Below are 23,015 nucleotides of genomic sequence, written 5' to 3' on the forward strand. Positions count from 1 at the left end.
ATCTTCGCCCCCTAGTCCACAAGTGATACGTATTGTTTTCTTTGCCATTTTTGCTCGATTTCAACACCATTTTGCGGATTACGCTTTTTATCTCGCGGGTTTGAAGACGGTAACGGACGATTTCCTTTTTCACGTAATACACGCATTTTCACCATCGTTTGTTTATATGCTGGTGTACATGTATAAAGGTCTGTTGCCGTCCCAGTTAAAATATTAATCGCTTCTTCATTTACTGTTGCATGCATCGGTAAATATAGCTCTTTCCCCGTTACACGATCTGTAACAAGCGCCTGTACTTTAATTTTTCCAAATGGCGATGCTAATTCCACAAGACCACCATCTTTCACATTGCGCTCTATAGCGAGTTCAGGTGAGATTTCAACGAATACTTCAGATACTTTAGATAAAATACCAGCCGACTTATTCGTCATGTTCCCTTCATGGAAATGTTCTAGCATTCGACCATTATTTAAAAGTAAATCATACTCATCTGGCGCTACAAACGGTGGCACCCATTCATCTAATGATAAACGAGCAAGTTTATCTGGGAAGTTAAATCCATCTACATATAATAGCGGCGTATCGCTACCATCATGACTACCCCAACATAAACTATTCCATCCTTCTAGACGGTCGTACGTTGCTTGAGAGTATAACGGTGCAAGTGATGCAATTTCGTCCATAATTTCACTTGGACTTTCATAATTCCAATCCCCGCCCAGTGCACGAGCAACTTTTTGTAAAATCCACCAGTCTGGTTTAGAATCACCTAGTGGTTTCAATACTTCATATAATCTTTGAATACGGCGCTCTGTATTCGTAAACGTTCCTTCTTTTTCTAAGCTTGGTGCCGCTGGTAAAATAACATCAGCAAAACGAGCTGTTTTTGATAGGAACATATCTTGTACAACGAGGAAATCTAAATTCGATAAAATATGTTGCACATGGTTCGCATTTGAATCGACTAAAGCCATTTCTTCACCCATGACATACATACCACGTAGTTTTCCTTCTTCCGCTGCAAGTAACATTGCAATATTATTTAATCCTGGTGCTTTCGGAATAGTTGTACCATATGCTTTTTCAAACTTCGCACGAAGCGTATCATCTGATACTGCTTGATAACCTGGAAGCCAGTTTGGTAATGTTGCCATATCACAAGCACCTTGTACGTTATTATGTCCTCGTAATGGATATGCACCTGCACCAGGACGACGATAGTTACCCGTAACAAGCAGTAAATTTGAAATAGCAGCGGACGTTGTACTTCCTCCTGTATTTTGCGTTACACCCATTCCCCAAAGTATACAAGTACCATCTGCTTCATATACCATACGGGCCATGTCTTTCAGATTTTCTTTTGAAATCCCCGTAATTTCTTCTGTATAATCAAGCGTATACTTTTCTAACATTTTGCTATATTCATCAAAGTTCTTCACATTTTCAGCTAAAAACTTTTTATCGTGCCAATCTTGATCAATAATATATTTCGTAATACCAGCAAGCCATACGTAATCCGTACCCTGGCGCGGATGAATAAATAAATCCGCACGCTCTGCCATTTCATGTTTACGAAGGTCTGCTACGATTAGTTTTTGCTCGTGTAATTTATGAGCGCGTTTTACTCTCGTCGCAAGTACAGGATGTCCTTCTGTTGGATTCGCACCAACGATAATAACAAGGCCTGCTTCAGCTATATCTTTCACTGTTCCAGCATCCCCGCCCATACCGACAGTTTTAAATAAACCGTCTGTCGCTGGAGATTGACAATAACGAGAACAGTTGTCCACATTATTCGTTCCATATATTTGACGAGCTAGCTTTTGCATAAGGTAATTCTCTTCATTTGTTACTTTCGAAGAAGAAATGAATCCAAATGCATCGCTGCCGTATTCAGATTTAATATGCTGCATGTTAGAAGCAACAACTTCTAATGCTTCTTCCCATGAAGCTTCAACAAACATATCTCCTTGGCGAATTAATGGCTTCGTAATTCGATCTTCACTATTTACAAAGTCCCATCCAAATTTACCTTTTACACATGTGGAAATACCATTAACCGGTGCATCTGAAACAGGTTGAACTTTTAATATATGGCGATCTTTCGTCCATACTTCGAAGGAACAACCAACACCACAAAATGTACAAACTGTTTTTGTTTTATTAACTTTCGTCTTACGCATGGCAGCCTCTACTTCTGAAACCGCTAAAATACTACTATATCCCGGCTCTACATCCTTTACAAAATCAATCATCGGATCTAACACATCTGGTTTTAATCCTGTCATGAACCCAGCTTCACCTAACATTGATTTTTCCATTAACGCATTACACGGACATACTGTTACACACTGTCCACAACTTACACAAGATGAGTCATTTATACTTACACCATGATCCCATATAACACGTGGACGATCTAAGTTCCAGTCTATCGATATAGTTTCATTAACCTGTAAGTTTTGACATACTTCTACACACTGTCCACAAGCAATACATTGATTTGGATCATACCGATAAAACGGATGTGACATATCCACTTCACAAGCACTTACTTTCGGCTCATACGGATATTTCTGTTCTTCAATTCCCATCATATGTACGGTGTTATGGACTTTACAGTTACCATTATTGTTATCACAAACGGTACAATACAATAAATGATTCTCTAATATACGATCCATTGCCTCAGTCTGTGCCTCTTTTGCACGCTGGGACTGTCTTTCGATATGCATACCATTCTCTAATTTCGTTGAACAAGCACGTAATAACTTCCCATTTACTTCTACAATACACGTATCACAAGTTTGAATTGGATCTACTTCTGGTACATGACAAATTTGAGGATGTTCCAAATTACTCTCGTTAAATAATTGTAGTATCGTCTTTTCACCTGATGTGGAAAATTCTTTACCATCCACGGTTACACGGACTGTCTGTTCTGCCATAGTTTCCCCTCTCCTTACAACCAACTGTACAACACAATTATGAATCCGTTTTCAAAATCGCATTACTGTACATATTTTTGAAACGCTCTGCCCGAATACTTTTCTTATGAAGTCGATTCTAGATGTTATAAGGTATAACTACGAAAGCTTGAAAATATCACTATTCTACAGTTCTATTATATCGTACATATACAATAATAACCAAAATAATCTGTGATCTTCTTCCTAATAGGTGTTTTTATTTTTTCCATTGTTTTATGATAAATATGGGAGAGAAATACATAAAAAAGGGGAATTTAATATGGAGCCTACGCAAGAAACTTATACAATTGTACGCTATCAATCTGGTACATTTTCAAAACAGCTTGATGAGATTGTTACAGAATCTCCTATTACTATTAAATTGAATGGTGAAGAATATGTAACAGTCGTATGCACACCAACCTATATTGAAGATATGGTAATTGGTTTTTTAATTTCTGAGGGGATTATTTCTTCTTATAAAGATGTGGAAGAACTATGGGTGCAAAAAGATAACGGAATTGTCCATGTAAGATCATCAAAAGTAAATCCACTCTATCAAACTTTATATAATAAGCGCTACATCACTTCTTGCTGTGGAAAAGGTAGACAAGGTTTTATTTTCGTTAACGATGCAGCAAAAGCAAAAGATTTACATGATATACACGTGAAAATTACTCCTGAAGAATGTTTTTATTTAATGAATACTTTACAACAATCTTCCACTACATTTCGCCAAACCGGCGGTGTCCACAATACCGCTCTATGTGATCGAAACAATATTCTCCTATCAAGAATGGATATCGGAAGACATAATGCATTAGATAAAATATATGGCCATTGTTTGCGCAACGATATATCCGTTAAAGGAAAAATCATTGCATTTAGCGGGCGCATTTCATCCGAAATTCTACTCAAAGTTTCAAAAATCGGATGTGAAATTGTTCTATCTAAATCCGCTCCAACAAAATTAGCATTGCAACTCGCTCACGATTTAGGCATTACAGTCGTAGGATTTATTAGAAATGAATCTTGTAATATTTACACCCATCCAAGGCGAATTGATGGTTATCAATCGAATAACTAAAATAACTCCTCAACCGAGGAGTTATTTTAGTTATAAAAATGTAATATATTAAAGACTTGAATAGTTAATAAAGTTAATATATAATTTCATTACATATTAAAAACAAAACATTGTAGCATATATCTTTTCATTCTTTTACAAATTAAAAGAGACTGCTAACAAAACGCATACACAATCTTATAAAAATAATGGATTTATTTGATTTGAAATCGACCAAGGAGGTTACAACTATGGAAATTCGCTTATTAACGACAGAGGACGCAGAAATATATTTAAAAGTTTGTATGGAAGGTTTAACGAAAAACCCGGAAGCTTTTAGCTCTTCTTATGAAGATGTTCTGAAACATGAGGATCCTGTAGCTGCTATGGCAAAACGATTAAGCAATCCGGATAAGTATACTCTAGGGGTCTTCAAAGATAACGATTTAATCGGCATTGCTACTTTAGAAACAAAGCCTTTCATTAAACAAGAACATAAAGCAAAAATCGGTTCCGTTTTTGTTTCCCCAAAAGCGCGTGGCCTTGGAGCAGGACGAGCTCTAATTAAAGCAATTATTGAAAACGCCGATAAATTACATGTAGAACAACTTATGCTCGATGTTGTAGTTGGTAACGCTGGTGCCAAAAAATTATATGAATCATTAGGTTTCCAAACTTACGGCGTACAAGAGCGTTCATTAAAACATAACGGTCAATATTGGGACGAGGAACATATGGTTTTGTTCTTAAATGATTAATACTTCAATATAGTTTTTTTAAAAGCATCTTCTTATTAAGGAAGGTGCTTTTTTCATTACAACAATGTAATCTTCATGTCACCTTTATCGATCGTACCAAACCTTTCCATTCATTATACTAAAAGTATAAAGTGAGGCAACAATCATAAAATGAACGTATAGCATTCAATTGATATATAAAGGAGAATGTGACATGAAACAAAACAAACGAGCTATGCTTTTAATATTTACTACAGCAATTGTAACTTCTGGGTTAGCAATTTTACCTTGGTTTATTATATAGAACTATTCCCCTAATAACGAAAAAAGCTTATTGCTTCTTAAGAAGCAATAAGCTTTTTTCGTTATTATAAAATCCCCAAAATTTTATTTACACAACTTATAATAATAACCATAGATACGGCAATGCACATGACAACCGTATTACGATCTTGCTTTTCTTTTTTTGAAATTTCTTCTTTTGGATTCATGTGTATGATCTCCTTTTAAAAAAAGTGTGAGATAGGAATTTTTTCTTATCCGATGCGAGGTGAATACGAAAAACCTCTCTATCTCACATACACAATAGAATGGAATTGTCATTTTATAAATAAAATGACATGACGTTATGTCGCAACATAGGGTATTTTGTGTCGCTACGTTTTCTATTATAAAAAATAGTTGTGCAAAACTAGTGCATTTTTTATGTCAATTGCTTTGAGTGAAAAAATCACTCTTCCACTCAAACACATAAAAAGAGTTTTTTATTATTTTCATGTAAACTATACAAGTAGAATGAACAGTTTGGGGTGCACAAGATTATGGTAAAAATTTTATTAGTAGACGATGAAGAACGTATGTTACGATTATTAGATCTGTTCTTAAGTCCTCGTGGCTATTTTTGTATGAAAGCTACTTCTGGCCTTGAAGCACTAAAGTTAATAGAACAAAAAGACTTCGATATTATTTTGTTAGATGTTATGATGCCGAATATGGATGGATGGGATACTTGCTATCAAATCCGTCAAATTTCCAACGTTCCAATTATTATGCTAACAGCTCGTAATCAAAATTACGATATGGTGAAAGGCCTCACTATGGGCGCGGATGACTATATTACAAAACCATTTGATGAGCATGTATTAGTCGCAAGAATCGAGGCTATATTACGGCGTACAAAGAAAGATGGCTTCGTTAGCTTCAATGGTATCGAGTGGGATAAAACGAAACATACTGTCACAGTTTATGATGAAAAAATCTCACTGACACCTATCGAGTTTTCGTTACTTGGACTATTTTTACAAAATACAAACCGTGCTTATAGTCGAGATGATCTAATCGAAAAAATTTGGGGTTATGAAACAGACATTGAATATAGAACGATCGATTCACATATTCGCAATATCCGTGATAAATTACGTAAAAAAGGATTTCCAATTGAAAATCACTTAGAAACTGTCTATAAAGTCGGATATAAATGGAAAAGTGAATAATTACTTCGGTCAGTGGACAATAGTATACCACTGACCCTTTATATGAAATAAGGTATGGTGAGAAAATGAGTAAACTTTCACTTAAAATTGGGACATACTTTTTAATATTAGCTTTATGTATTGAAACAATTGCTTTCGTATCTTTTTATAAAAGTATTTCAACAATGCGGATTGAAGAGGAAACGCTCGCTCTTTTAGAGAAAGGAAATCGTTATAGTAAAACACTAAAAAAACGTGCAGAGTGGAATGAACGTGCTAAACAACAGCCATACACTGAACGTCCAAAACGTTATGGGTATCAAGAGTTCACTATCGAACATGCGGCTGAAGGATTAATTGAATCCGAGTTAATTGCTAACTCGGATATATCTATCATTATCACTGACAATGAAGGGAAAATTATTTCTAACTCAGAACCCGTAACAAAAGAAATGAAAAAACAACTTACTTGTAAAACAGAACCTATCCCAAAAGACGGATTAATCATTGAAAGAAATTGGAAAAAATCAAAATTCATCTCAACAGTAAGTCCAATTGAAATTCAAGGATTTCAAGGTAAGTTATATATGTTATTAAAGACATCTTTCTTAGAAAAAATGTTACTTAAACTCATGAATCAATTTCTGATCATTAGTGTTTTAACGATTATTTTAACGACTATTTCTGTCTTTGTTTTTTCTCGTGTTATTACAGAACCGCTTATAAAAATGAAGAGGGCGACAGAAAAAATGTCAAAATTAAATAAGCCAATTCAATTAGGTATTAAACGGAATGATGAACTTGGAAGCTTAGCAAAAACGATTGAAGATTTATCCAGTGAATTGACTTATATGAAAAAAGAACGCAATGAATTTCTCGCTAGTGTCGCCCATGAACTATTAACTCCATTGACCTATATGAAAGGTTATGCGAAGGTAGCAAAGAGAGACTCTTTAACGAAAGAAGAGCGTGAAGAATACTTACAAATCATTGAGGATGAAACAGATAGTGTAACCGATCTCGTCCAAGATTTATTTATGCTAGTGCAATTAGAACAACACCAGTTTGTTATAAAAAAACAAAAAGTGATTCTTCAACCATTTTTAGAACGAATGGTCGAAAAAACAAAAACAACATTAACAAATAAACAGATGCAACTCCATGTATATTGCAAAGATGATTTAGAAGTTTGCATAGACGAAAGACGTATGGAACAAGTTATGTTAAATTTATTACACAATGCTTATCAACATTCGCCAGAAAACACAACTATTACGATACGCGTAATCTCAGAAACAGATTCTTTTACAATAAGTGTAGACGATGAAGGAGAAGGTATTCCTGAAGAAGATGTCTCACATATTTTTGATCGTTTTTATCGTGTTGATAAATCCAGAACGAGAGCTACTGGAGGAAAAGGTATCGGGCTAGCTGTTGCAAAAGAAATTGTAGAATTGCATAACGGTTCTATTCTAGTAACAAGCCAATTAGGAGTAGGAACAAACTTTATAATTGAGCTACCTTTTGAATAAGATGCGTGTGAAAACACCAGTAGTAGTAAACACTACTGGTGTTATTTTGTTCATAAAATCAGCTCATATAAGCTAAGCTTTTGAAATTATTCTTATTTCAATATAAAATAAAGGTACATTTGCAAAGATTTGGAGGGTGATATAATTGGATATCCATGTATTAACAAAAGACGAAGCGGAAATTTACTTAGAACTTCGTGTAGAAGGATTAAAGCAAAACCCTGAAGCTTTCAGCTCTTCTTATGAAGATATTATTAATAAAGAGTGTGCGATTGAATATAAAGCACAAAAATTAGCACAAGATGAAAACTATACGCTAGGTGCATTTAAAGATGGACAATTAATTGGGGTTGCAACACTGGAAACGAAACCATATGTAAAACAAGAACATAAAGCTAAAATCGGTTCTGTATATGTATCTCCAAAAGCACGCGGACTTGGAGCAGGAAAAGCACTTATTAAAGAATGTCTTGAACTTGCTAAATCTTTAGAAGTAGAACAAGTTATGCTTGATGTTGTTGTTGGCAACGATGGAGCAAAAAAACTTTATGAATCATTAGGATTTAAAACATTTGGTGTACAAGAACGTTCGTTAAAATATAACGGACAATATTGGGACGAAGAGCATATGGTCTTATTCTTAGATGAAAATAAATAATAAAAAACATCCTCATGCTTGGAGGATGTTTTTTTACTTTCTTGTATACCATGCCTTATGTAGTAGTTGAATTGCTTTCGCAATTTCTTCTTCTGATAAAATCGCAAACCCAAGTAAAACTACATTTTCAGGTGCAGTACTGTCTTTATAGTACGTAGAAGCAGGATATATTTTAATACTATATTTTGCAGCTTCTTGAATGAGTTCTCCTTCTCGCATTCCATTATGCACTTGTAATAAAATGTGTAATCCCGAATCTTCTCCTATTACTTCAACACGATTAGAGAAATACTTTTCTATTTCAAAGACAAGTCGATCCCTCTTTTTTCGGTAAACGACACGCATTTTATGAATGTGTTTTTCCCAATAGCCTTCATTTAAAAACCTTCTTATCACTTCTTGATCCATTCTTGAAACACTTTGTGTATAAAACAAGTATTCCTTTTGATACTTGTTAATTAAATTCTTCGGTAATACTATATAGCTCATCCGTAATGAGGGCAACAAAGCTTTTGATAGCGTCCCCATATAAATAACTTTCCCATCTGTATCTAGTCCTTGTAGTGCTGGGATTGGCTTTCCTGAATAGCGAAATTCACTATCGTAATCATCTTCAATAATATATCTATCTTCTTCTTTCTTCGCCCATTGTAAAAGCTGCGTCCTTCTCGTAATAGGCATAATCATTCCATATGGGAATTGATGAGAGGGAGTTACAAATACAACATTTGCATCGCTATTTTCTAAATCTGCCATACAAATTCCGTCCCGATCTAAAGACAACATTTGAACCTTCTTTTCGCCCTGTTCAAAAACGACCATTTTCCTATGATAACCTGGGTTTTCAACTGCATAATTGCTTCCTTTTAACAATTGAAACAGCAGCTTTACTAATATTTGTGTACCCGCGCCTAATACGATTTGGCTAGCTGAACAACGCACACCTCTAGATTCATACAAATAGTTCGCAATTTCCTCCCTTAAGCTCAATTCCCCTTGAGGGTGTCCAAGAAAAAGCAACTCATTATTATGTGGCTGCCATACATCATTTATAAGCTTGCGGTACATAGTGAACGGAAAAGTATTCGTATCAACTCCTGTTTGGGTGAAATCAAATTTATAGTTCTCCTGCCGAAACGGTACTTCTTCTACTTCCTCTTCGCTTCCTTCTATATAAATCATTTGTTCAACTTTACATACAAAATAACCTTTTCTCGATTCCGACTCTATATAACCTTCGGCAAGTAATTGCTCGTAAGCCGCTTCTACTGTATTCTTACTCACTTGTAAATAGCTCGCGAGCTTTCTTTTTGCAGGTAATTTTGTAAAAGCCGAAATTGTTCCATCTTTAATTTCTTTTTTTATATACTCATACAATTGCACGTACAATGCCTTTTTACTATTCATATTTAAATTAGGCGTTAATTCTAACATCACATCTGACCCCTTAACAAAACTGAAATCTGATACTTTTTACAGTACCAGAATTTATATATAATTCCTTTTATCATGTCACACATAAAAAATCAAATACTCGAGAGGAGATGCATGATCATGAACAACAATAGACGGATTGGACTCATTATGATTATTACAGGAGCTACCTTATGGGGATTATCTGGCCCAATGATTCAGTGGCTATTTCAACATACTAACGTATCATCAATTGATTTTTTGACGATACGCTTGTTGCTTGCGGGAATATTTATTTTATCTTTCTTGCTTATAAAGAAACAAAACATATTTCAAATTTGGAAACATCCTAGACATTCTATACAACTTATTATTTTCTCTATTCTCGGCATGCTCGGTGCCCAATATGCCTTTATCGAAACAGTTCATATTAGTAATGCGGTCACAGCGACATTGTTTCAATTTCTAGGTCCTGTTCTTATTACCATTTATGTCGCATTTGGACAAAGAAAATTCCCTGCTTCTATGCAACTACTCGCAATTATAGCTGCCCTAACGGGAACGTACTTTATTATTACAAACGGTTCAATTGAAAATATTGTTTTATCAAAAGAAGCCATTATTTTTGGTCTATTAACAGCAATTGGCTTTGCATTTTATACCCTTCATCCAGCTTCTCTTATTAAAGAATGCGGAACAACTGTAGTAATTGGCTGGGGGATGTTAATCGGCGGCATTGCCCTGCTTATTTGTAATCGCTCGTTTGAATGGAATCAGCTTTCACAAACTTTCACACCAAAAACTTTTTCTATGCTTATTCTTATCATCATAAGTGGCACCCTTTCTTTCCTTCTTTATATCGGTAGTCTGAAATATTTAGCAGCAACAGAAACAAGCATTTTATCTAGCATTGAACCACTTGTAGCTGCCATTGTTTCAATCGCTTGGCTAAATGAATCCTTTGGAGCATATCAATTACTAGGCGGCGTATGTATCGTTCTTTCTGTTATTTTCTTAACGATGCCGCAAAAAGAACGAGAACCAACCTTTACAACTGAGCAAATATAGAAAATGTCAAAAGAGGTCGTACAAAACTTACGACCTCTTTTGACGTTTTAAAGGAATTGTCCCGCTTTCTAGCAAATACAATTACACTAACAATAAAAATTAGGAGTGTGACACCATGAAAAAAATCGGAACTATGCTACTTTTTTCCTTTCTCATCGCTGGATGCACACAAGCACAACCTGATTCAAAAGCATCTAAAAAAGAAGCCATCACAACGTCATCCACTCAAGTTAATGCACCTTCCTTTTTTCATCTTAGCGTTTTAAAAGATGTAAATTGGGAAGAAACACCCTCCTTCATACAAGAAAAAATACCTTTAAAAGGCATCGAAGAAAAAGTCGCAATGGCCGATAGACCTATTATCGCAAATGAAAAAAATGAAATGATGTGGTACTTTTTAGATCCTGAAATGCCAACTGGAAAACTATCTATTATTGCACTAAAACAAGGATCAGTAACCCCAACACCCGTACTCTTTCAACAAGAAACTTCTAAACCAACTTGGACTACTTCAAATACAATTGATTCTACTACAACCGAACTCCCACTCACTATGTCACTACCTTCATCTGGATTATGGGTATTAAACATATATGTAAATGAAAAATATTATGAGCAATTTGTAATCACCGCTAAGTAAAATGACAAAAATAAACCACTTTCTTACAACAATGTAATTTCTACGTCATGTACTTCGATAGTTGAAGTATCTCTCTTCTCTTATACTTAAAGTAAGAAATGAAACGAGGAGAGATGAGAGATGAAAAAAGTGATAGAAGTGATCGTAGCAGTAACTGAGGTTTTAGTAAATGGTAAACAAGTTGCAATGGAATTAAATAAATAGTGAAGAAACATAAATAATTCTACACTTCTTCATTATTTTGATTTCTTATCTCAAAAAAGCAGTGCCTTTTTAGGCACTGCTTTTTGCTATTAATAACTTGGTATTGTCGTAATTTGCGCCACGCCTGAATCAATAGCTGCCTTCGCTACTGCTTCCGCAACACTTGGAACAACTCTTTTATCTAACGGATTCGGGATTACATAATTCGCATTACGTTCTTCGTCCGTAATGATGTTAGCGATCCCATATGCTGCCGCTAATTTCATCTCTTCTGTAATATCCGTCGCGCGCACATCTAACGCACCACGGAATATCCCTGGGAACGCCAATACATTATTTACTTGATTCGCATAATCCGAGCGCCCGGTTCCTACTACAGCTGCCCCAGCCTCTAATGCATCCTCTGGGAAGATTTCTGGAATTGGATTCGCCATAGCAAACACAATTGCTTTCTCATTCATCGTTTGTACAAGTTCTTTCGTTAATACGTTAGGAGCAGATACGCCAATAAAAATATCAGCTTGATGAATCGCTTCTTTTAACGTTCCACGCACATATTCTCGATTTGTCTTTTTAGAAACTTCAATTTGTGCTTCGTTCATCCATGATTCACCTTCACAAACAATACCTTCTAAGCTAACTAACGTAATGCGCTTTGCACCAGCCTTTAATAATAATTTTCCAATTGCAATTCCTGCCGAACCCGCACCGTTAATAACAATTTTTACATTATCCATTTGTTTGCTAACAACTTTTAATGCATTAATAACAGCTGCCAAGACGACAATAGCGGTTCCATGTTGATCATCATGGAATACAGGAATATTTGTTTCTGCTTTTAATCGCTTTTCAATTTCAAAACAACGTGGTGCCGCAATATCTTCTAAGTTAATTCCTGCAAACGTAGGCTCTAAATTTTTCACGAGGGTAACGATTTCATCCACATCAGTCGTACCTAAACATAACGGGAAAGCATCTACATTCGCAAACTTCTTAAATAAAATGCTCTTCCCTTCCATAACAGGCATAGCTGCTTTCGGTCCAATATTCCCTAAACCAAGTACCGCTGTTCCATCTGAAACAACTGCCACCATATTACCGCGTGCCGTATAGTCATACACTGTTTCTTCATCCGCCGCAATTGCTTTGCAAGACTCCGCTACACCTGGTGTATATGTCAGGCTTAAATCATCCGCTGAATTTACTTCTACTTTACTTGTAATTTCAATTTTCCCTACTAATTCTTTATGCAGTAACAATGATCTTTCATTAATTTGATTCTCTAACATACTTATAATCTCCCCTTAATTTGACAAGCTAGCTATATGAATATAGCTAGCTTGTTTGATCATGAAAACATTTTTAATAAAATTGTCGCTGTTACAACCATTGCTGCCCCGCCTAAACGTGTCGAAATTTGCGCAAACGGCATTAATTCCATACGATTTGAAGCTGATAAAATAGCAACATCTCCAGTTCCGCCTAAACCACTATGACATCCCGTTACAATTGCTGATTCAACTGGATACATTTTCATCACTTTCCCTACAAGAAAACCTGATGCTACCATTGTAAGAACAACTGATGCGCACACGACAACATATCCTACTGAAAGAACTGCTGCTACGTCTTTTAGCGGAATATATAGCAACCCTAATCCGACCATTAACGGCCAAGTTAAATTCTTCGAAATAAATTTATATAAATGGAATGCTCCTTGCTCCATTTTTGCTGGCATTAATTTAAAATATTTCACAAGTGCTGCTGAAAAAATCATAATGATTGCTCCAGGAATACCGATGAACTTAGAAGCAAATCCTCCAAAGATGAAGAACGTACACGCAATTAATAAACCTGCTCCCATTAATGAGAAGTCAATTGGCTTCTCTGTATTTTGTTCTTTTAATAACTCTGCTTGATTATCTGTTTTCACTAATACACCGTTACCACTAAGTTCCGGCTTCTTCTCACCTAAACGCTTCATATACCCTGCACTCACGATTGCGAACATATTTCCAATAATAGCCGCTGGAATAAGTTGCGATACAAACGTTGCTGATGATTCATTTAAAATATCACTATAAGCTAATGACAATGGTAAAATCCCTTCCCCGATACCACCACTCACAATTGGTACGATGATAAAGAAGAATGTTTGCTTCATTTCAAATCCAAATAGTGAACCGACCAATAATCCTACTGCTACAGAAGCTAACGTCCCTACTACTAAGGGAATAAACATACGAACGAAACCTTGTACTAACACTTTACGGTTCATTCCTAAAATACTTCCGACTACTAAACAAGAAATATATAAATATAAAAAGTTCGATTTTTTCATTAACATAGTTGCAGCTTCCATTGAAGCTGGATTCATCCAGTTAAAGAATACAAGTAATGATGGAATAAATAACGAAAGTATTGCTGGACCACCGATATTTTTCAAAATTGGAATTCTCATCCCAATGTCGCCTAAGAAAATACCCATGATCATAATAACTGCAAATCCACCAATCATATCTGCTGGCAATTTATTATATACAGATGCTCCATAAATAATAGCAGCCAATACTACATATAACGGTAAAGGTATAACACCGATTTTTACATTCATAATTTTAGAAGCGAACGATTCTCTTTGTGCTTCATTTCCTTCAGGAAATGATACCGCTTCCACATTCTTTTGAATTCCCATATGGCACCCCCTTGTTTTCTTAATAACAATATTAAAACGCTTTCAATAGTAAAAATAGTTTTTGTAAGTTTTGTAATTGATTTTGTAATTAAAAAAAGTATAAGCGACTTATAATAAGTCGCTTATACGTAAAACTCTATTTTATTTTGGTCAATACATCTTAATTTACTCACTGGTCTTCCCACATTTTGATACACCATTTCGTTTTCTAATACTCCAATTTCAGTCAAAAACATTACATACTTTCGAATAGAAACTCTTGAAACTCCTACTAACTGTGCCATTTCGTCTGTTGTAAATGCTCGTCCATTCAGCGACTCGATCTTCTGCCAAATTAATCGCATCGTTTGCTTCGTTAATCCTTTTGGAAGCTCTTTAGTGACAGTAGGCTCTCTTTTTTCTTTTTGCAAAATTAACGAATCTAATTCCGATTGACTAATTTTTTGTTGTTCTTTCATGAAAGTAAGTTTTTCTCGATATATAGTTAACGCCTTTTTAAATCGTTCAAATGTAAATGGTTTAATTAAATAATCTACTACACCATATTGTAATGCTTTTTTAATACTTCCCATATCATGTACAGCTGAAATCATCATAATATCGATTTCTTTTTCTTGGTTCCGAATATACAGTAAAAGCTCAAATCCAGTTTCTTCAGGCATAAAAATATCAAGTAATACTAAATCTACTCGTGATTCCTTTAATACTTCTATCGCTTCTTTAACGGAGTTAACTGCTTGAACAAGTTCAAACCCTCCTACTTGATCTAAATAATGCGTATTTAACATCGCTACCATCGGGTCATCTTCTACAATTAAAACTTTAATCATATTTGCCTCTCATCCCTACCTCTAGGTATTTCAATTGTTATCGTTGTTCCCTTTCCTACTAATGAATGCATATGAATTTCCCCATTTATTCTCTGTATACTTTCTTTTACAAGATACAAGCCATAACCACGGTTATCTCCCTTTGTGGAATAGCCTTTCGTAAATAATGCCCCTATTTCTTCTTCTGGTATACCTTTCCCCGTATCTTGTACTGTAATGGTTAATGTATCCCCATATTGTATCTCAAGTTCAACTTGCTTCTTTTCACAATTCATCACTGCCTCTAATGCATTATCAATTAAATTTCCGACAATCGTAATTAGTTCATGAATAATACTTTCATCATCTATTTCCGGCATGTAAGAGTCTTCATTTATGATTAATTTTATATTTTCCTCTCTAGCATAGCTAAGTTTCCCAAGTAAAAAACCAGCAAATACTGGACTTTTTATTCTTTCCATAACCCCACCAATTTCATATTGATGCTCTGATACCATACCGCTTATATACTTCTGTAATTCTTCATACTGTTTCATATGTGTAAGCCCTAATACGACATGCATTTTATTCATAAATTCATGCGATTGTGCCCGTAATGCTTCCGCATATAGTCTAATACCAGTTAATTCTTCTGCTAATTTTCTAATCTCTGTTTTATCACGAAATGTTGCAATCGCACCAACTATTTCTCCTTTTACATATAAAGGAACACGATTCGTCACAATCGTAATTCCATAAATATTTTGTTCTTCGTTTAATTGTACCTCTCCCGTTTGTAATACTTCTTTTATACGTGAATTAGGCATATACAACTCAACATCTTTACCAATAAAATCTTCTTCAAGACCACTTTTCTTAAACAATCGTTTTGCCTCATTATTTATTAAAGTTACATTGGCCTCTTTATCTACAGCAATAATACCTTCCTTTACAGAAAGTAGCATCGTATTTCTTTCTTCAAGAATTTTTGCTATCCTGTGAGGTTCAAGACCAAATAAACTTTTCTTTATATGTCTAGCTAGTAATATTGCTCCTATAATTCCGACTAGTACTCCAACCCCAACTCCAATATAAATGATATGTCTACTTTCCTTAACTCTCTCTTTTACATTATCTGCTGAAATACCAACAGCCACCGCTCCAAGTTGTTCACCTGTTTCAGAAAATACAGGTACAAACACTCGCATTGAAATACCTAAAGTTCCTTCTGCCAGCGATACATGTTCCTCTCCTTTCAATGCAGGCCCTTCATCTCCCCCAATAAAATGATGACCTATTTTGTGAGGATTTGGATGTGATTTTCTTATTCCATTCATGTCCATAACTACAATAAATTGAACACCTGTGTTTTTTAATATTCTATTTGTATACGTTTGGATTGCAGAAGTATCTGCTTTCCCAGTCAAACCATCGATGACAATCGAATCATTCGCCACAATGTGTGCAATTGTTTTTGCTTTCTCTGCCTGGCTATCTTCCGTCGTCCGTTCTACATTATGACTAATTAATATATCTGTCACAAGTAAAGAAAAAATTACAACTGTACAAACTAACAATGTAATCGTTTTCCATAAATTCCATAGTCTTTTTCTTTTTTTCATCCCGTTAATGACTCCCCTAATTACTAAATAGAAAAATAAGTAAGGTGATATTATTTTCACCTTACTTATCTGCTGTTATTATACTTTAAATTTACTAGTCATCGCTTGTAGTTCTTCGGCCATCTCAGCTAAATTCTGCGAAGCTGAACTAATTTCTTCCATCGAATTCATTTGTTCTTCTGTTGAAGCAGCAACACTTTGCATACTAGCTGTATTTTCTTCTGCAGCCGCTGCAATTTCATCAATAGCATTTGTCACTTCATTTGCATCTCCAGCAATTCTCTTCGTTGTTTCTACCATTTGATTCACTTGAGAAACAATATGTGTAGTAGAACTTAAAATTTCCGTAAAACTTACTTTCGTTTTTGTTACAACATCAAGGCCTTGTTGAACTTCCCCATTCACATTATCCATCGCCTTAACAGTATGTTCAATATCAGCCTTAATTTCTGCAATTAAATTTGCAATCTCTCCAGATGATTCTCCTGATTGCTCCGCTAATTTTCTAACCTCATCTGCTACAATAGCAAACCCTCGGCCCTGTTCACCAGCTCTTGCTGCTTCAATAGCCGCATTTAAAGCTAATAAGTTCGTTTGAGTCGCGATGTTTTGAATTGCTTCAGAAATAGCTCCTACCTGTTTTGATTTCTCATCAAGAAGTTTAATAATAGCATCTGACTCGGATACCGATCTAGAAATAGACTGCATTTGTTTTGCTGTTTGTTCAACCAATTCTTCCCCTTCTTCAGCTCTTTCTCTCGCATGTAATGAGGAGAGAGAAATTGATTCCGCGCTTCCAGTTACATCTTGAATTGCTGTATTTACTTGTTGTAATGTAGCCGCACCTTCTTCAACACCTTGACTTTGTGATTCAGCCCCACCTGATACTTGTTCCATTGCAATTGTAATTTGATCTGTCGCATCATTTGCTTGCTGTACGCTCGCTGTTAACTCTTCAGCCGATGCAGCGACATGTTCTGCTGAAAAACTAATTTGAGTAATTACATCTTGTAAAGAGGCAGACATTTCATTAAATGAATTCCCTAATTTCCCTATATCATCCTTGGAATGAATTGTAATTTTCTCTGTCAAATCTCCCTTACTAATTTTATGTGCCGAGTCAGCTATTTTTCTTAATGGTCTTGTAATAGACTTTGTAATGAAATAAATTAATACACTACCAAATACAATAGCGATAGCTATGACAATCAAAGTCTTATAAAAAACGGGATTCGCAGCTTGGGTAATTTCTTCGTCGAACATAACCCCAACTACTTTCCATCCTGTTTTCTCATTTGTTGCAAAGATTAAATTCTTTTTATCATCTTGTTCTGTATAAGACACATTTCCTTGTTTTTCTTCATAAATTGGTTTAATCCAAGGATCAGTAACTTTTACACCTGGTTTTCTGGATGGGTGACTAACAATTTGCTTATTTTGATCTAAAATAACTGCATAACCTTTTTCACCAATATTAATCATTTTGGAAATTTTTAAGATGTTATCTAAATTTAAGTTAATTCCTATAACACCTTTACCATCTTTTACTTCTTTAGCAATTGTCACTACCATATTTTTAGTAGATGCTGATTGATATGGTGGAGTAACAATTACTTTCCCTTTATTTTCATGCGCTTCTTTATACCAAGATCTATCTGTTGGATTATATCCATCAGCCATTTGGATAAATGGTTCTCTTATAAACTTTCCCGTCTGCGTTCCAATATAAATGCCTTCTACTTCTGGATGAAGTTTTATATATTGTGCTAACTTCGTTCTTACTATTTCTTCTTGCCCGTTTGGATATGTATCCTCTGTTAAGATGTCTGCAAAGTATGCTGCATCAACAAATTTCTCTTCTATATTTTGAGAAATAACAGTATTTAAAATCGAAATGTTTTCCTTTGCTTTACCTGTGATTTGTTGTTCAAAATTTGTTTTGGCAGTTTGATATGAAACACCACCGATAATAAATCCTGGTATAATTAAAATAAGAAAGAATGAAATGATTAATTTTTTCTTGATACTCATACATTTAACCCAGTTAAATATTTTTTGCATAATAAGCCTCCTTGATGTAATGCGAATACTTGTGTAATTTTATACAATAAACATGTATAAAACAATATATAATGATAACATGTAATTTTTTCGTCAATTATGCATTTTTACATATTCACTACTTCTAAAGATTTAATCATAAAAAATAAGAGAACTTCAGCTTATATAATAAGCTGAAGTTCTCTTATTTCTTAACAAAATACACCCACAAAAACTCCTCTTATAATTCCTTACATCCCTTTCCTTACTAATTGCTTTTCACATAACTAATCGCCTGACTCCCCATTTGCATCCATGCCTCTTCAAAACGATCTCTCGGTACTTTTACATCCAAATTTTCACTGAGAGGATCTCGAATATATACAAATTCCTTATCATATCCAACAAGCACAACACAATGCTCATTATACGTAATAGAAACATCTCCGCTATTTGTTTCCCATGTAGTAAATTCCTCCTCATCTAATGGTGCAAATGTTGCATTCGTAATCATAACTACCGGTTGTCCTGATTTTACACTCTTATACATTTCTTCTATACTCTTCCCTGTTAAGTCTACAGCTTTATTAGGTAAATATTTTTTTGCTAATTGAAAAAGTGGTTCATGATATACACCATATCCAGATTCAGAAAAAGTATAAATATTTCCTACAAATCCTTCATTCGGATTCCCTCTTACACCGTCATCTAAAAAATTAACCTTTTTGATTTCACTTGCCAATTGCATCTTATCTACTGAAACACCTGCATATTGTAATAACATCGCTAAGCTCGTTACTTCGCATCCTCTATCTAGCTCTGGTAATTGCTGAATTAAAGGTACATTTGATAAGATAACCTTTTCATCATTCTTACTAAACTCCGCTTCTTTTCCGCCTTGTATATTGAAGAATGTTAACTTCTCCATATACTTTGTAATTCCATTTGTATATACGTTCCATACTGCTATACCGAGTAAGGCCATACATAAATACCACTTCCATCTCCGTATCACTCTCACGCCCTTTTTAGTTCGTTAAATAAGAATAAAACGCGTCAGCATCCGTGCGAATCACCGGTACAAAATTTAGTTCTTTTCCTTTTTCAGGCTGATCTTTTTTTATTTTTTCGGCTAATTCTTGAACGTTCATATTCGTTTTATCCATATTAAGCTCATCTGCCATTTGTAATACTTTTTGCTCATTAATTTCTTTTAATACTTGATATATATCTTTACCATACAAATCAATATGATATTTTTTTGCTTCTTCCTGTACTTTTTGTTCATACACTTCTTGTGCTAACGTTTCTATCTCTTTTCCTTTTTGGGGAATACCTAACTTCCCTGCTTCCTCTCTTACTTTCGTTCCATAGATTTCCTCCGCAATGTCTTCTATTTCTTTTCTATTTGTTGAAATGCCTAATTTATCCGCTTCATCATTAATTTTAATCGTATTAATTTGATTAATTAAATTTACAATCGTTGTATTCTCTATAGATATGCCTAGCTTTAACGCTTCTTGCTTCACTTTTGTTTCATAGATTTCTTCTGAAAGAGTTCCAACATCTTTTCCTTCAATCACAATTCCTAACTGCTCAGCTTCTCTTCCTACTTCTGTTTCATGGATCTCTTTTTCTAGCGTAATTTGTTCTTTACCTTCCGTTTCAATACCTAGATTCTCCGCCTTTTCTTCTGTGTGTACAGCATGTACCTTTCCATTATTTAATTGTTCTTTACTGCGCTGCGTGTAATTTGTCTTTCCTTTTGCTGTTTCAGAAGGAGAGGCACCCCCTAATATACTTAAGCTCATTACTCCAATAGTGAATACCGTCATCATTTTCTTTTTCAAAATTAATTCCTCCCTCTTACAATTTCTTTTCCATCATGCCCATAAATTTTTTAATACTATACATAATCGAAATAACATTCTGATTGATATAATCTGCTCAAATACCTTTTTATAATCACTTCTTCATAGGACGAACTTTCCGTATATAATACATGTTAAAAATAGTTTCTTAACTTTCCCTTAAAAAAAGACGACCTTGTAAAAACAAGATCGTCTTCTCACTTATATTCTTTGGTTTTTAGGAAGAATCACTTCAAAGCAAGTACCCTCTCCCCATTGGCTCTCTACTGATATTTTCCCATAATGCTTTTCTACAATCCAGTTCGCGATTGAAAGGCCTAATCCCGCTCCTTCTGACGCACTTCTCGCTTTATCTCCTTGATAGAAACGATTAAATAGTTTTGGGATGTCCTCATCTTTTACTCCTATCCCATCATCTTTCACTCGTATACGAATCGAGCTGTTCGTTTGCGTACAATCTATTTGAATATGCCCACCTTCATTCGTATACTTCATCGCATTATCTAACAATATGACCATCATTTGATGGATTCGCTCTCTATCACCCATAAATGATATGCCATGCTCTACTTTCAATATCATCTCTTTTTCTTGATAGGAAGCAATCTCTTTATATGGATCTACTATTTCTTCTAACAATGTATCCATTTCAAATATTTTCTTATCCATCTCAATTTGATTAGAATCCGAACGTGCTAACAATAATAAATTAGCTACAAGCTTAGATAACCGTCTACACTCCTTTGAAATCGTAGAAATATCCATCGCTTTTTCTTCTATTGTCGCAGATGGTGACTGAAATAATATATCTGTTTTGGATTGAATAACTGCAAGTGGTGTCCTTAATTCATGCGATGCATCCGACACGAATTGTTGCTGTTTTTCCCATGAATTTTGAATGGGTACGAGCGCCCTGCCAGCTAAGAAAAAGCCGATTCCTATTGCAAATAGGCTTCCTACACTACAACCTATAACAAGAATTAAAAATAAAGTATTTAACATTTCTTCTTCAGCTGTTATATCACGTACGATTTGAACTATTTTTCCACTTTGTTGAAATGCAAATGTTCTAAAATATATCCCTTGCGCCTCTATATCTTGCAAAGTTCCTAATTTCTTTGGCGAAAACTTTTCCAAATTATCTTCAAAGATAAAACGGCGTTTGCCGTTTTCAACACCTATCTCCACTGTGTTTCCATTCCAAGTTAATTCCATTATCCTCGGATCCCCAATTGGAGGATATCCTCTAATTTTTTTAGGTAGTTTTTTATCATCTGCATTCTCCCTATGTTGAACGGCTTTTTCTATCGATTCATTTACTCCACTATAAATCCGCTTATATGTGTACGAATAAATAATACTACCTAATATGCCTATCAAAATGATAAATACTAATGAATTCAATATAGTCAATCGAATACGCGTCTTCTGAAACATACTTCCCTTTTTCATTGTTCTTTTAATATGTATCCAATACCTCGAACGGTTTGAATATCTTTCTGATAACCGAATGGCTCTAATTTTTTACGTAAATGATGTACATACACTTCTACAATTGCTACTGTCGTATCTGAATCAAATCCCCAAACACGATCAAAAATTTGTTCACGCATTAAAATCTTTCCGCTATTTTGAACAAGGTACTCTAGAAGCTCATATTGTTTTAATGTTAGCTTAATACCTTGTCCATCTACTTGAATATCTTTATCTTTTCCGAACAGTTCAATCCCTTTATAGCGAATGGTCTGCTTTGTTGTTAGACTACCACTTCGTCGTAACAAAGCACGAATTCTTGCTTTTAATTCTGGAGCCTGAAACGGCTTAACGATATAGTCATCCCCACCAAAATCCAACCCTTTCACGCGATCTTCTAGAGAGTCTCTCGCTGTCAAAAATAGGACTGGTGTTTCAATCTTTTCATCACGTATTTTTTGAATCACTTCAAAACCGTCCATTTCTGGCATCATCACATCAAGCAAAATGGCATCATATATATTTTGTAGTGCTAGAAATAATCCATCTTCCCCATTCAATGCTGTATCTACTTCAAATTCGTCGTGTAATATTTGGACAATAGATTCTAATAAAGAAGCATTATCTTCTACTACGAGTAAGCGCATATTCTCACCTTCCACCATATTGTTCAATTCTATTTATAATTACATTTTAACGTTTTTCTCGATATAAAATTTAGAAGACTTATTATACAAGCTCTTCCT

19 protein-coding genes and 1 pseudogene are annotated in these 23,015 nt (G+C 34.8%); 7 read left to right on the forward strand and 13 right to left on the reverse strand.

All coding sequences use genetic code 11. From position 1 onward, the window contains the following. Positions 1 to 11: 11 nt before the first annotated feature. Positions 12 to 2,948: a formate dehydrogenase subunit alpha gene (gene fdhF, locus MR115_RS20830; protein ID WP_242242625.1), complete on the reverse strand. Its 2,937-nt coding sequence runs from the start codon at positions 2,946 to 2,948 to the stop codon at positions 12 to 14. Between the two features lie 301 nt (positions 2,949 to 3,249). On the opposite strand from fdhF, the gene fdhD reads away from it, so the two are divergent. After that, entirely contained in the window at positions 3,250 to 4,056 is an 807-nt protein-coding gene (gene fdhD, locus MR115_RS20835) for a formate dehydrogenase accessory sulfurtransferase FdhD (RefSeq protein WP_242242626.1), read from the forward strand. 230 nt (positions 4,057 to 4,286) lie between these two features. Then, the gene (locus MR115_RS20840; protein ID WP_000405874.1) at positions 4,287 to 4,793 is read left to right on the forward strand and encodes a GNAT family N-acetyltransferase; all 507 of its coding nucleotides are present in this window, start codon (positions 4,287 to 4,289) and stop codon (positions 4,791 to 4,793) included. A gap of 347 nt (positions 4,794 to 5,140) precedes the next feature. On the opposite strand, the gene MR115_RS29875 is transcribed toward MR115_RS20840, so the two are convergent. Next, a complete protein-coding gene (locus tag MR115_RS29875) occupies positions 5,141 to 5,263 on the reverse strand; it encodes a hypothetical protein (RefSeq protein ID WP_001068388.1) in 123 nt (40 codons plus the stop codon). A gap of 330 nt (positions 5,264 to 5,593) precedes the next feature. On the opposite strand from MR115_RS29875, the gene MR115_RS20845 reads away from it, so the two are divergent. The 3 genes from MR115_RS20845 (at position 5,594) to MR115_RS20855 (ending at position 8,434) form a co-directional block, all read left to right on the forward strand. Then, the gene (locus MR115_RS20845; RefSeq protein ID WP_061676982.1) at positions 5,594 to 6,265 is read left to right on the forward strand and encodes a response regulator transcription factor; all 672 of its coding nucleotides are present in this window, start codon (positions 5,594 to 5,596) and stop codon (positions 6,263 to 6,265) included. A 65-nt stretch (positions 6,266 to 6,330) separates the two neighbouring features. Beyond that, entirely contained in the window at positions 6,331 to 7,776 is a 1,446-nt protein-coding gene (locus MR115_RS20850) for a HAMP domain-containing sensor histidine kinase (protein WP_242242627.1), read from the forward strand. Positions 7,777 to 7,921: 145 nt separating this feature from the next. Beyond that, positions 7,922 to 8,434, forward strand: coding sequence for a GNAT family N-acetyltransferase (locus MR115_RS20855; RefSeq protein WP_000351216.1), 513 nt, complete (start codon positions 7,922 to 7,924; stop codon positions 8,432 to 8,434). Between the two features lie 33 nt (positions 8,435 to 8,467). Here the strand turns inward: MR115_RS20855 and pdxR are convergent, their stop codons facing one another. Beyond that, positions 8,468 to 9,868 carry a MocR-like pyridoxine biosynthesis transcription factor PdxR gene (gene pdxR, locus MR115_RS20860; RefSeq protein WP_242242628.1) on the reverse strand — a complete coding sequence of 467 codons (1,401 nt, stop codon included), beginning with the start codon at positions 9,866 to 9,868 and terminating at the stop codon, positions 8,468 to 8,470. A gap of 120 nt (positions 9,869 to 9,988) precedes the next feature. On the opposite strand from pdxR, the gene MR115_RS20865 reads away from it, so the two are divergent. Next, a complete protein-coding gene (locus MR115_RS20865) occupies positions 9,989 to 10,915 on the forward strand; it encodes a DMT family transporter (RefSeq protein ID WP_242242629.1) in 927 nt (308 codons plus the stop codon). Between the two features lie 115 nt (positions 10,916 to 11,030). Then, on the forward strand, positions 11,031 to 11,555 hold the full coding sequence (locus MR115_RS20870; protein ID WP_242242630.1) for a DUF4871 domain-containing protein: 525 nt from the start codon (positions 11,031 to 11,033) through the stop codon (positions 11,553 to 11,555). A gap of 293 nt (positions 11,556 to 11,848) precedes the next feature. Here MR115_RS20870 and MR115_RS20875 read toward each other — a convergent pair whose 3' ends face one another. From MR115_RS20875 to MR115_RS20915, 10 genes and pseudogenes are all read right to left on the reverse strand, one after another. After that, positions 11,849 to 13,048 (reverse strand): NAD(P)-dependent malic enzyme, encoded by a 1,200-nt coding sequence (locus tag MR115_RS20875; protein WP_242242631.1) that lies wholly within the window; start codon positions 13,046 to 13,048, stop codon positions 11,849 to 11,851. A gap of 59 nt (positions 13,049 to 13,107) precedes the next feature. Then, positions 13,108 to 14,454: a 2-hydroxycarboxylate transporter family protein gene (locus MR115_RS20880; RefSeq protein ID WP_073517335.1), complete on the reverse strand. Its 1,347-nt coding sequence runs from the start codon at positions 14,452 to 14,454 to the stop codon at positions 13,108 to 13,110. A gap of 122 nt (positions 14,455 to 14,576) precedes the next feature. Further along, on the reverse strand, positions 14,577 to 15,284 hold the full coding sequence (locus MR115_RS20885) for a response regulator (protein WP_242242632.1): 708 nt from the start codon (positions 15,282 to 15,284) through the stop codon (positions 14,577 to 14,579). Further along, entirely contained in the window at positions 15,281 to 16,885 is a 1,605-nt protein-coding gene (locus MR115_RS20890; protein ID WP_242242633.1) for a sensor histidine kinase, read from the reverse strand. Before MR115_RS20890 ends, MR115_RS20885 begins: the two co-directional genes overlap by 4 nt. Positions 16,886 to 16,963: 78 nt before the next feature. Then, complete coding sequence (locus tag MR115_RS30330; RefSeq protein ID WP_472926392.1) at positions 16,964 to 17,911, reverse strand: methyl-accepting chemotaxis protein; 948 nt, start codon at positions 17,909 to 17,911, stop codon at positions 16,964 to 16,966. Continuing rightward, positions 17,903 to 18,946 (reverse strand): annotated as a pseudogene (locus MR115_RS30335) (HAMP domain-containing protein); the annotation flags it as partial. The pseudogene MR115_RS30335 and the gene MR115_RS30330, both read right to left, overlap by 9 nt. A gap of 247 nt (positions 18,947 to 19,193) precedes the next feature. Beyond that, complete coding sequence (locus MR115_RS20900; protein ID WP_242242635.1) at positions 19,194 to 19,940, reverse strand: C39 family peptidase; 747 nt, start codon at positions 19,938 to 19,940, stop codon at positions 19,194 to 19,196. A gap of 13 nt (positions 19,941 to 19,953) precedes the next feature. Beyond that, the gene (locus tag MR115_RS20905) at positions 19,954 to 20,775 is read right to left on the reverse strand and encodes a transporter (RefSeq protein ID WP_242242636.1); all 822 of its coding nucleotides are present in this window, start codon (positions 20,773 to 20,775) and stop codon (positions 19,954 to 19,956) included. Positions 20,776 to 20,997: 222 nt separating this feature from the next. Beyond that, on the reverse strand, positions 20,998 to 22,248 hold the full coding sequence (locus MR115_RS20910) for a sensor histidine kinase (protein ID WP_304657959.1): 1,251 nt from the start codon (positions 22,246 to 22,248) through the stop codon (positions 20,998 to 21,000). After that, positions 22,245 to 22,916 (reverse strand): response regulator transcription factor, encoded by a 672-nt coding sequence (locus MR115_RS20915; RefSeq protein ID WP_242242638.1) that lies wholly within the window; start codon positions 22,914 to 22,916, stop codon positions 22,245 to 22,247. Before MR115_RS20915 ends, MR115_RS20910 begins: the two co-directional genes overlap by 4 nt. Between the last annotated feature and the right edge of the window lie 99 nt (positions 22,917 to 23,015).

The organism is Bacillus cereus group sp. BfR-BA-01309 (assembly GCF_022664315.1).
Lineage (GTDB): Bacteria > Bacillota > Bacilli > Bacillales > Bacillaceae_G > Bacillus_A > Bacillus_A mobilis.

Bases quoted from the DNA above. Each gene is read 5' to 3' on its own strand.
- pdxR (WP_242242628.1), bottom strand. From the start codon at position 9,868: ATGTTAGAATTAACGCCTAATTTAAATATGAATAGTAAAAAGGCATTG.
- MR115_RS30330 (WP_472926392.1), bottom strand. From the start codon at position 17,911: ATGTCTGCCTCTTTACAAGATGTAATTACTCAAATTAGTTTTTCAGCA.
- MR115_RS29875 (WP_001068388.1), bottom strand. From the start codon at position 5,263: ATGAATCCAAAAGAAGAAATTTCAAAAAAAGAAAAGCAAGATCGTAAT.
- MR115_RS20840 (WP_000405874.1), top strand. From the start codon at position 4,287: ATGGAAATTCGCTTATTAACGACAGAGGACGCAGAAATATATTTAAAA.
- MR115_RS20865 (WP_242242629.1), top strand. From the start codon at position 9,989: ATGAACAACAATAGACGGATTGGACTCATTATGATTATTACAGGAGCT.
- MR115_RS20880 (WP_073517335.1), bottom strand. From the start codon at position 14,454: ATGGGAATTCAAAAGAATGTGGAAGCGGTATCATTTCCTGAAGGAAAT.
- MR115_RS20875 (WP_242242631.1), bottom strand. From the start codon at position 13,048: ATGTTAGAGAATCAAATTAATGAAAGATCATTGTTACTGCATAAAGAA.
- MR115_RS20910 (WP_304657959.1), bottom strand. From the start codon at position 22,248: ATGAAAAAGGGAAGTATGTTTCAGAAGACGCGTATTCGATTGACTATA.
- MR115_RS20870 (WP_242242630.1), top strand. From the start codon at position 11,031: ATGAAAAAAATCGGAACTATGCTACTTTTTTCCTTTCTCATCGCTGGA.
- MR115_RS20850 (WP_242242627.1), top strand. From the start codon at position 6,331: ATGAGTAAACTTTCACTTAAAATTGGGACATACTTTTTAATATTAGCT.
- MR115_RS20915 (WP_242242638.1), bottom strand. From the start codon at position 22,916: ATGCGCTTACTCGTAGTAGAAGATAATGCTTCTTTATTAGAATCTATT.
- MR115_RS20890 (WP_242242633.1), bottom strand. From the start codon at position 16,885: ATGAAAAAAAGAAAAAGACTATGGAATTTATGGAAAACGATTACATTG.
- fdhD (WP_242242626.1), top strand. From the start codon at position 3,250: ATGGAGCCTACGCAAGAAACTTATACAATTGTACGCTATCAATCTGGT.
- fdhF (WP_242242625.1), bottom strand. From the start codon at position 2,948: ATGGCAGAACAGACAGTCCGTGTAACCGTGGATGGTAAAGAATTTTCC.
- MR115_RS20845 (WP_061676982.1), top strand. From the start codon at position 5,594: ATGGTAAAAATTTTATTAGTAGACGATGAAGAACGTATGTTACGATTA.
- MR115_RS20885 (WP_242242632.1), bottom strand. From the start codon at position 15,284: ATGATTAAAGTTTTAATTGTAGAAGATGACCCGATGGTAGCGATGTTA.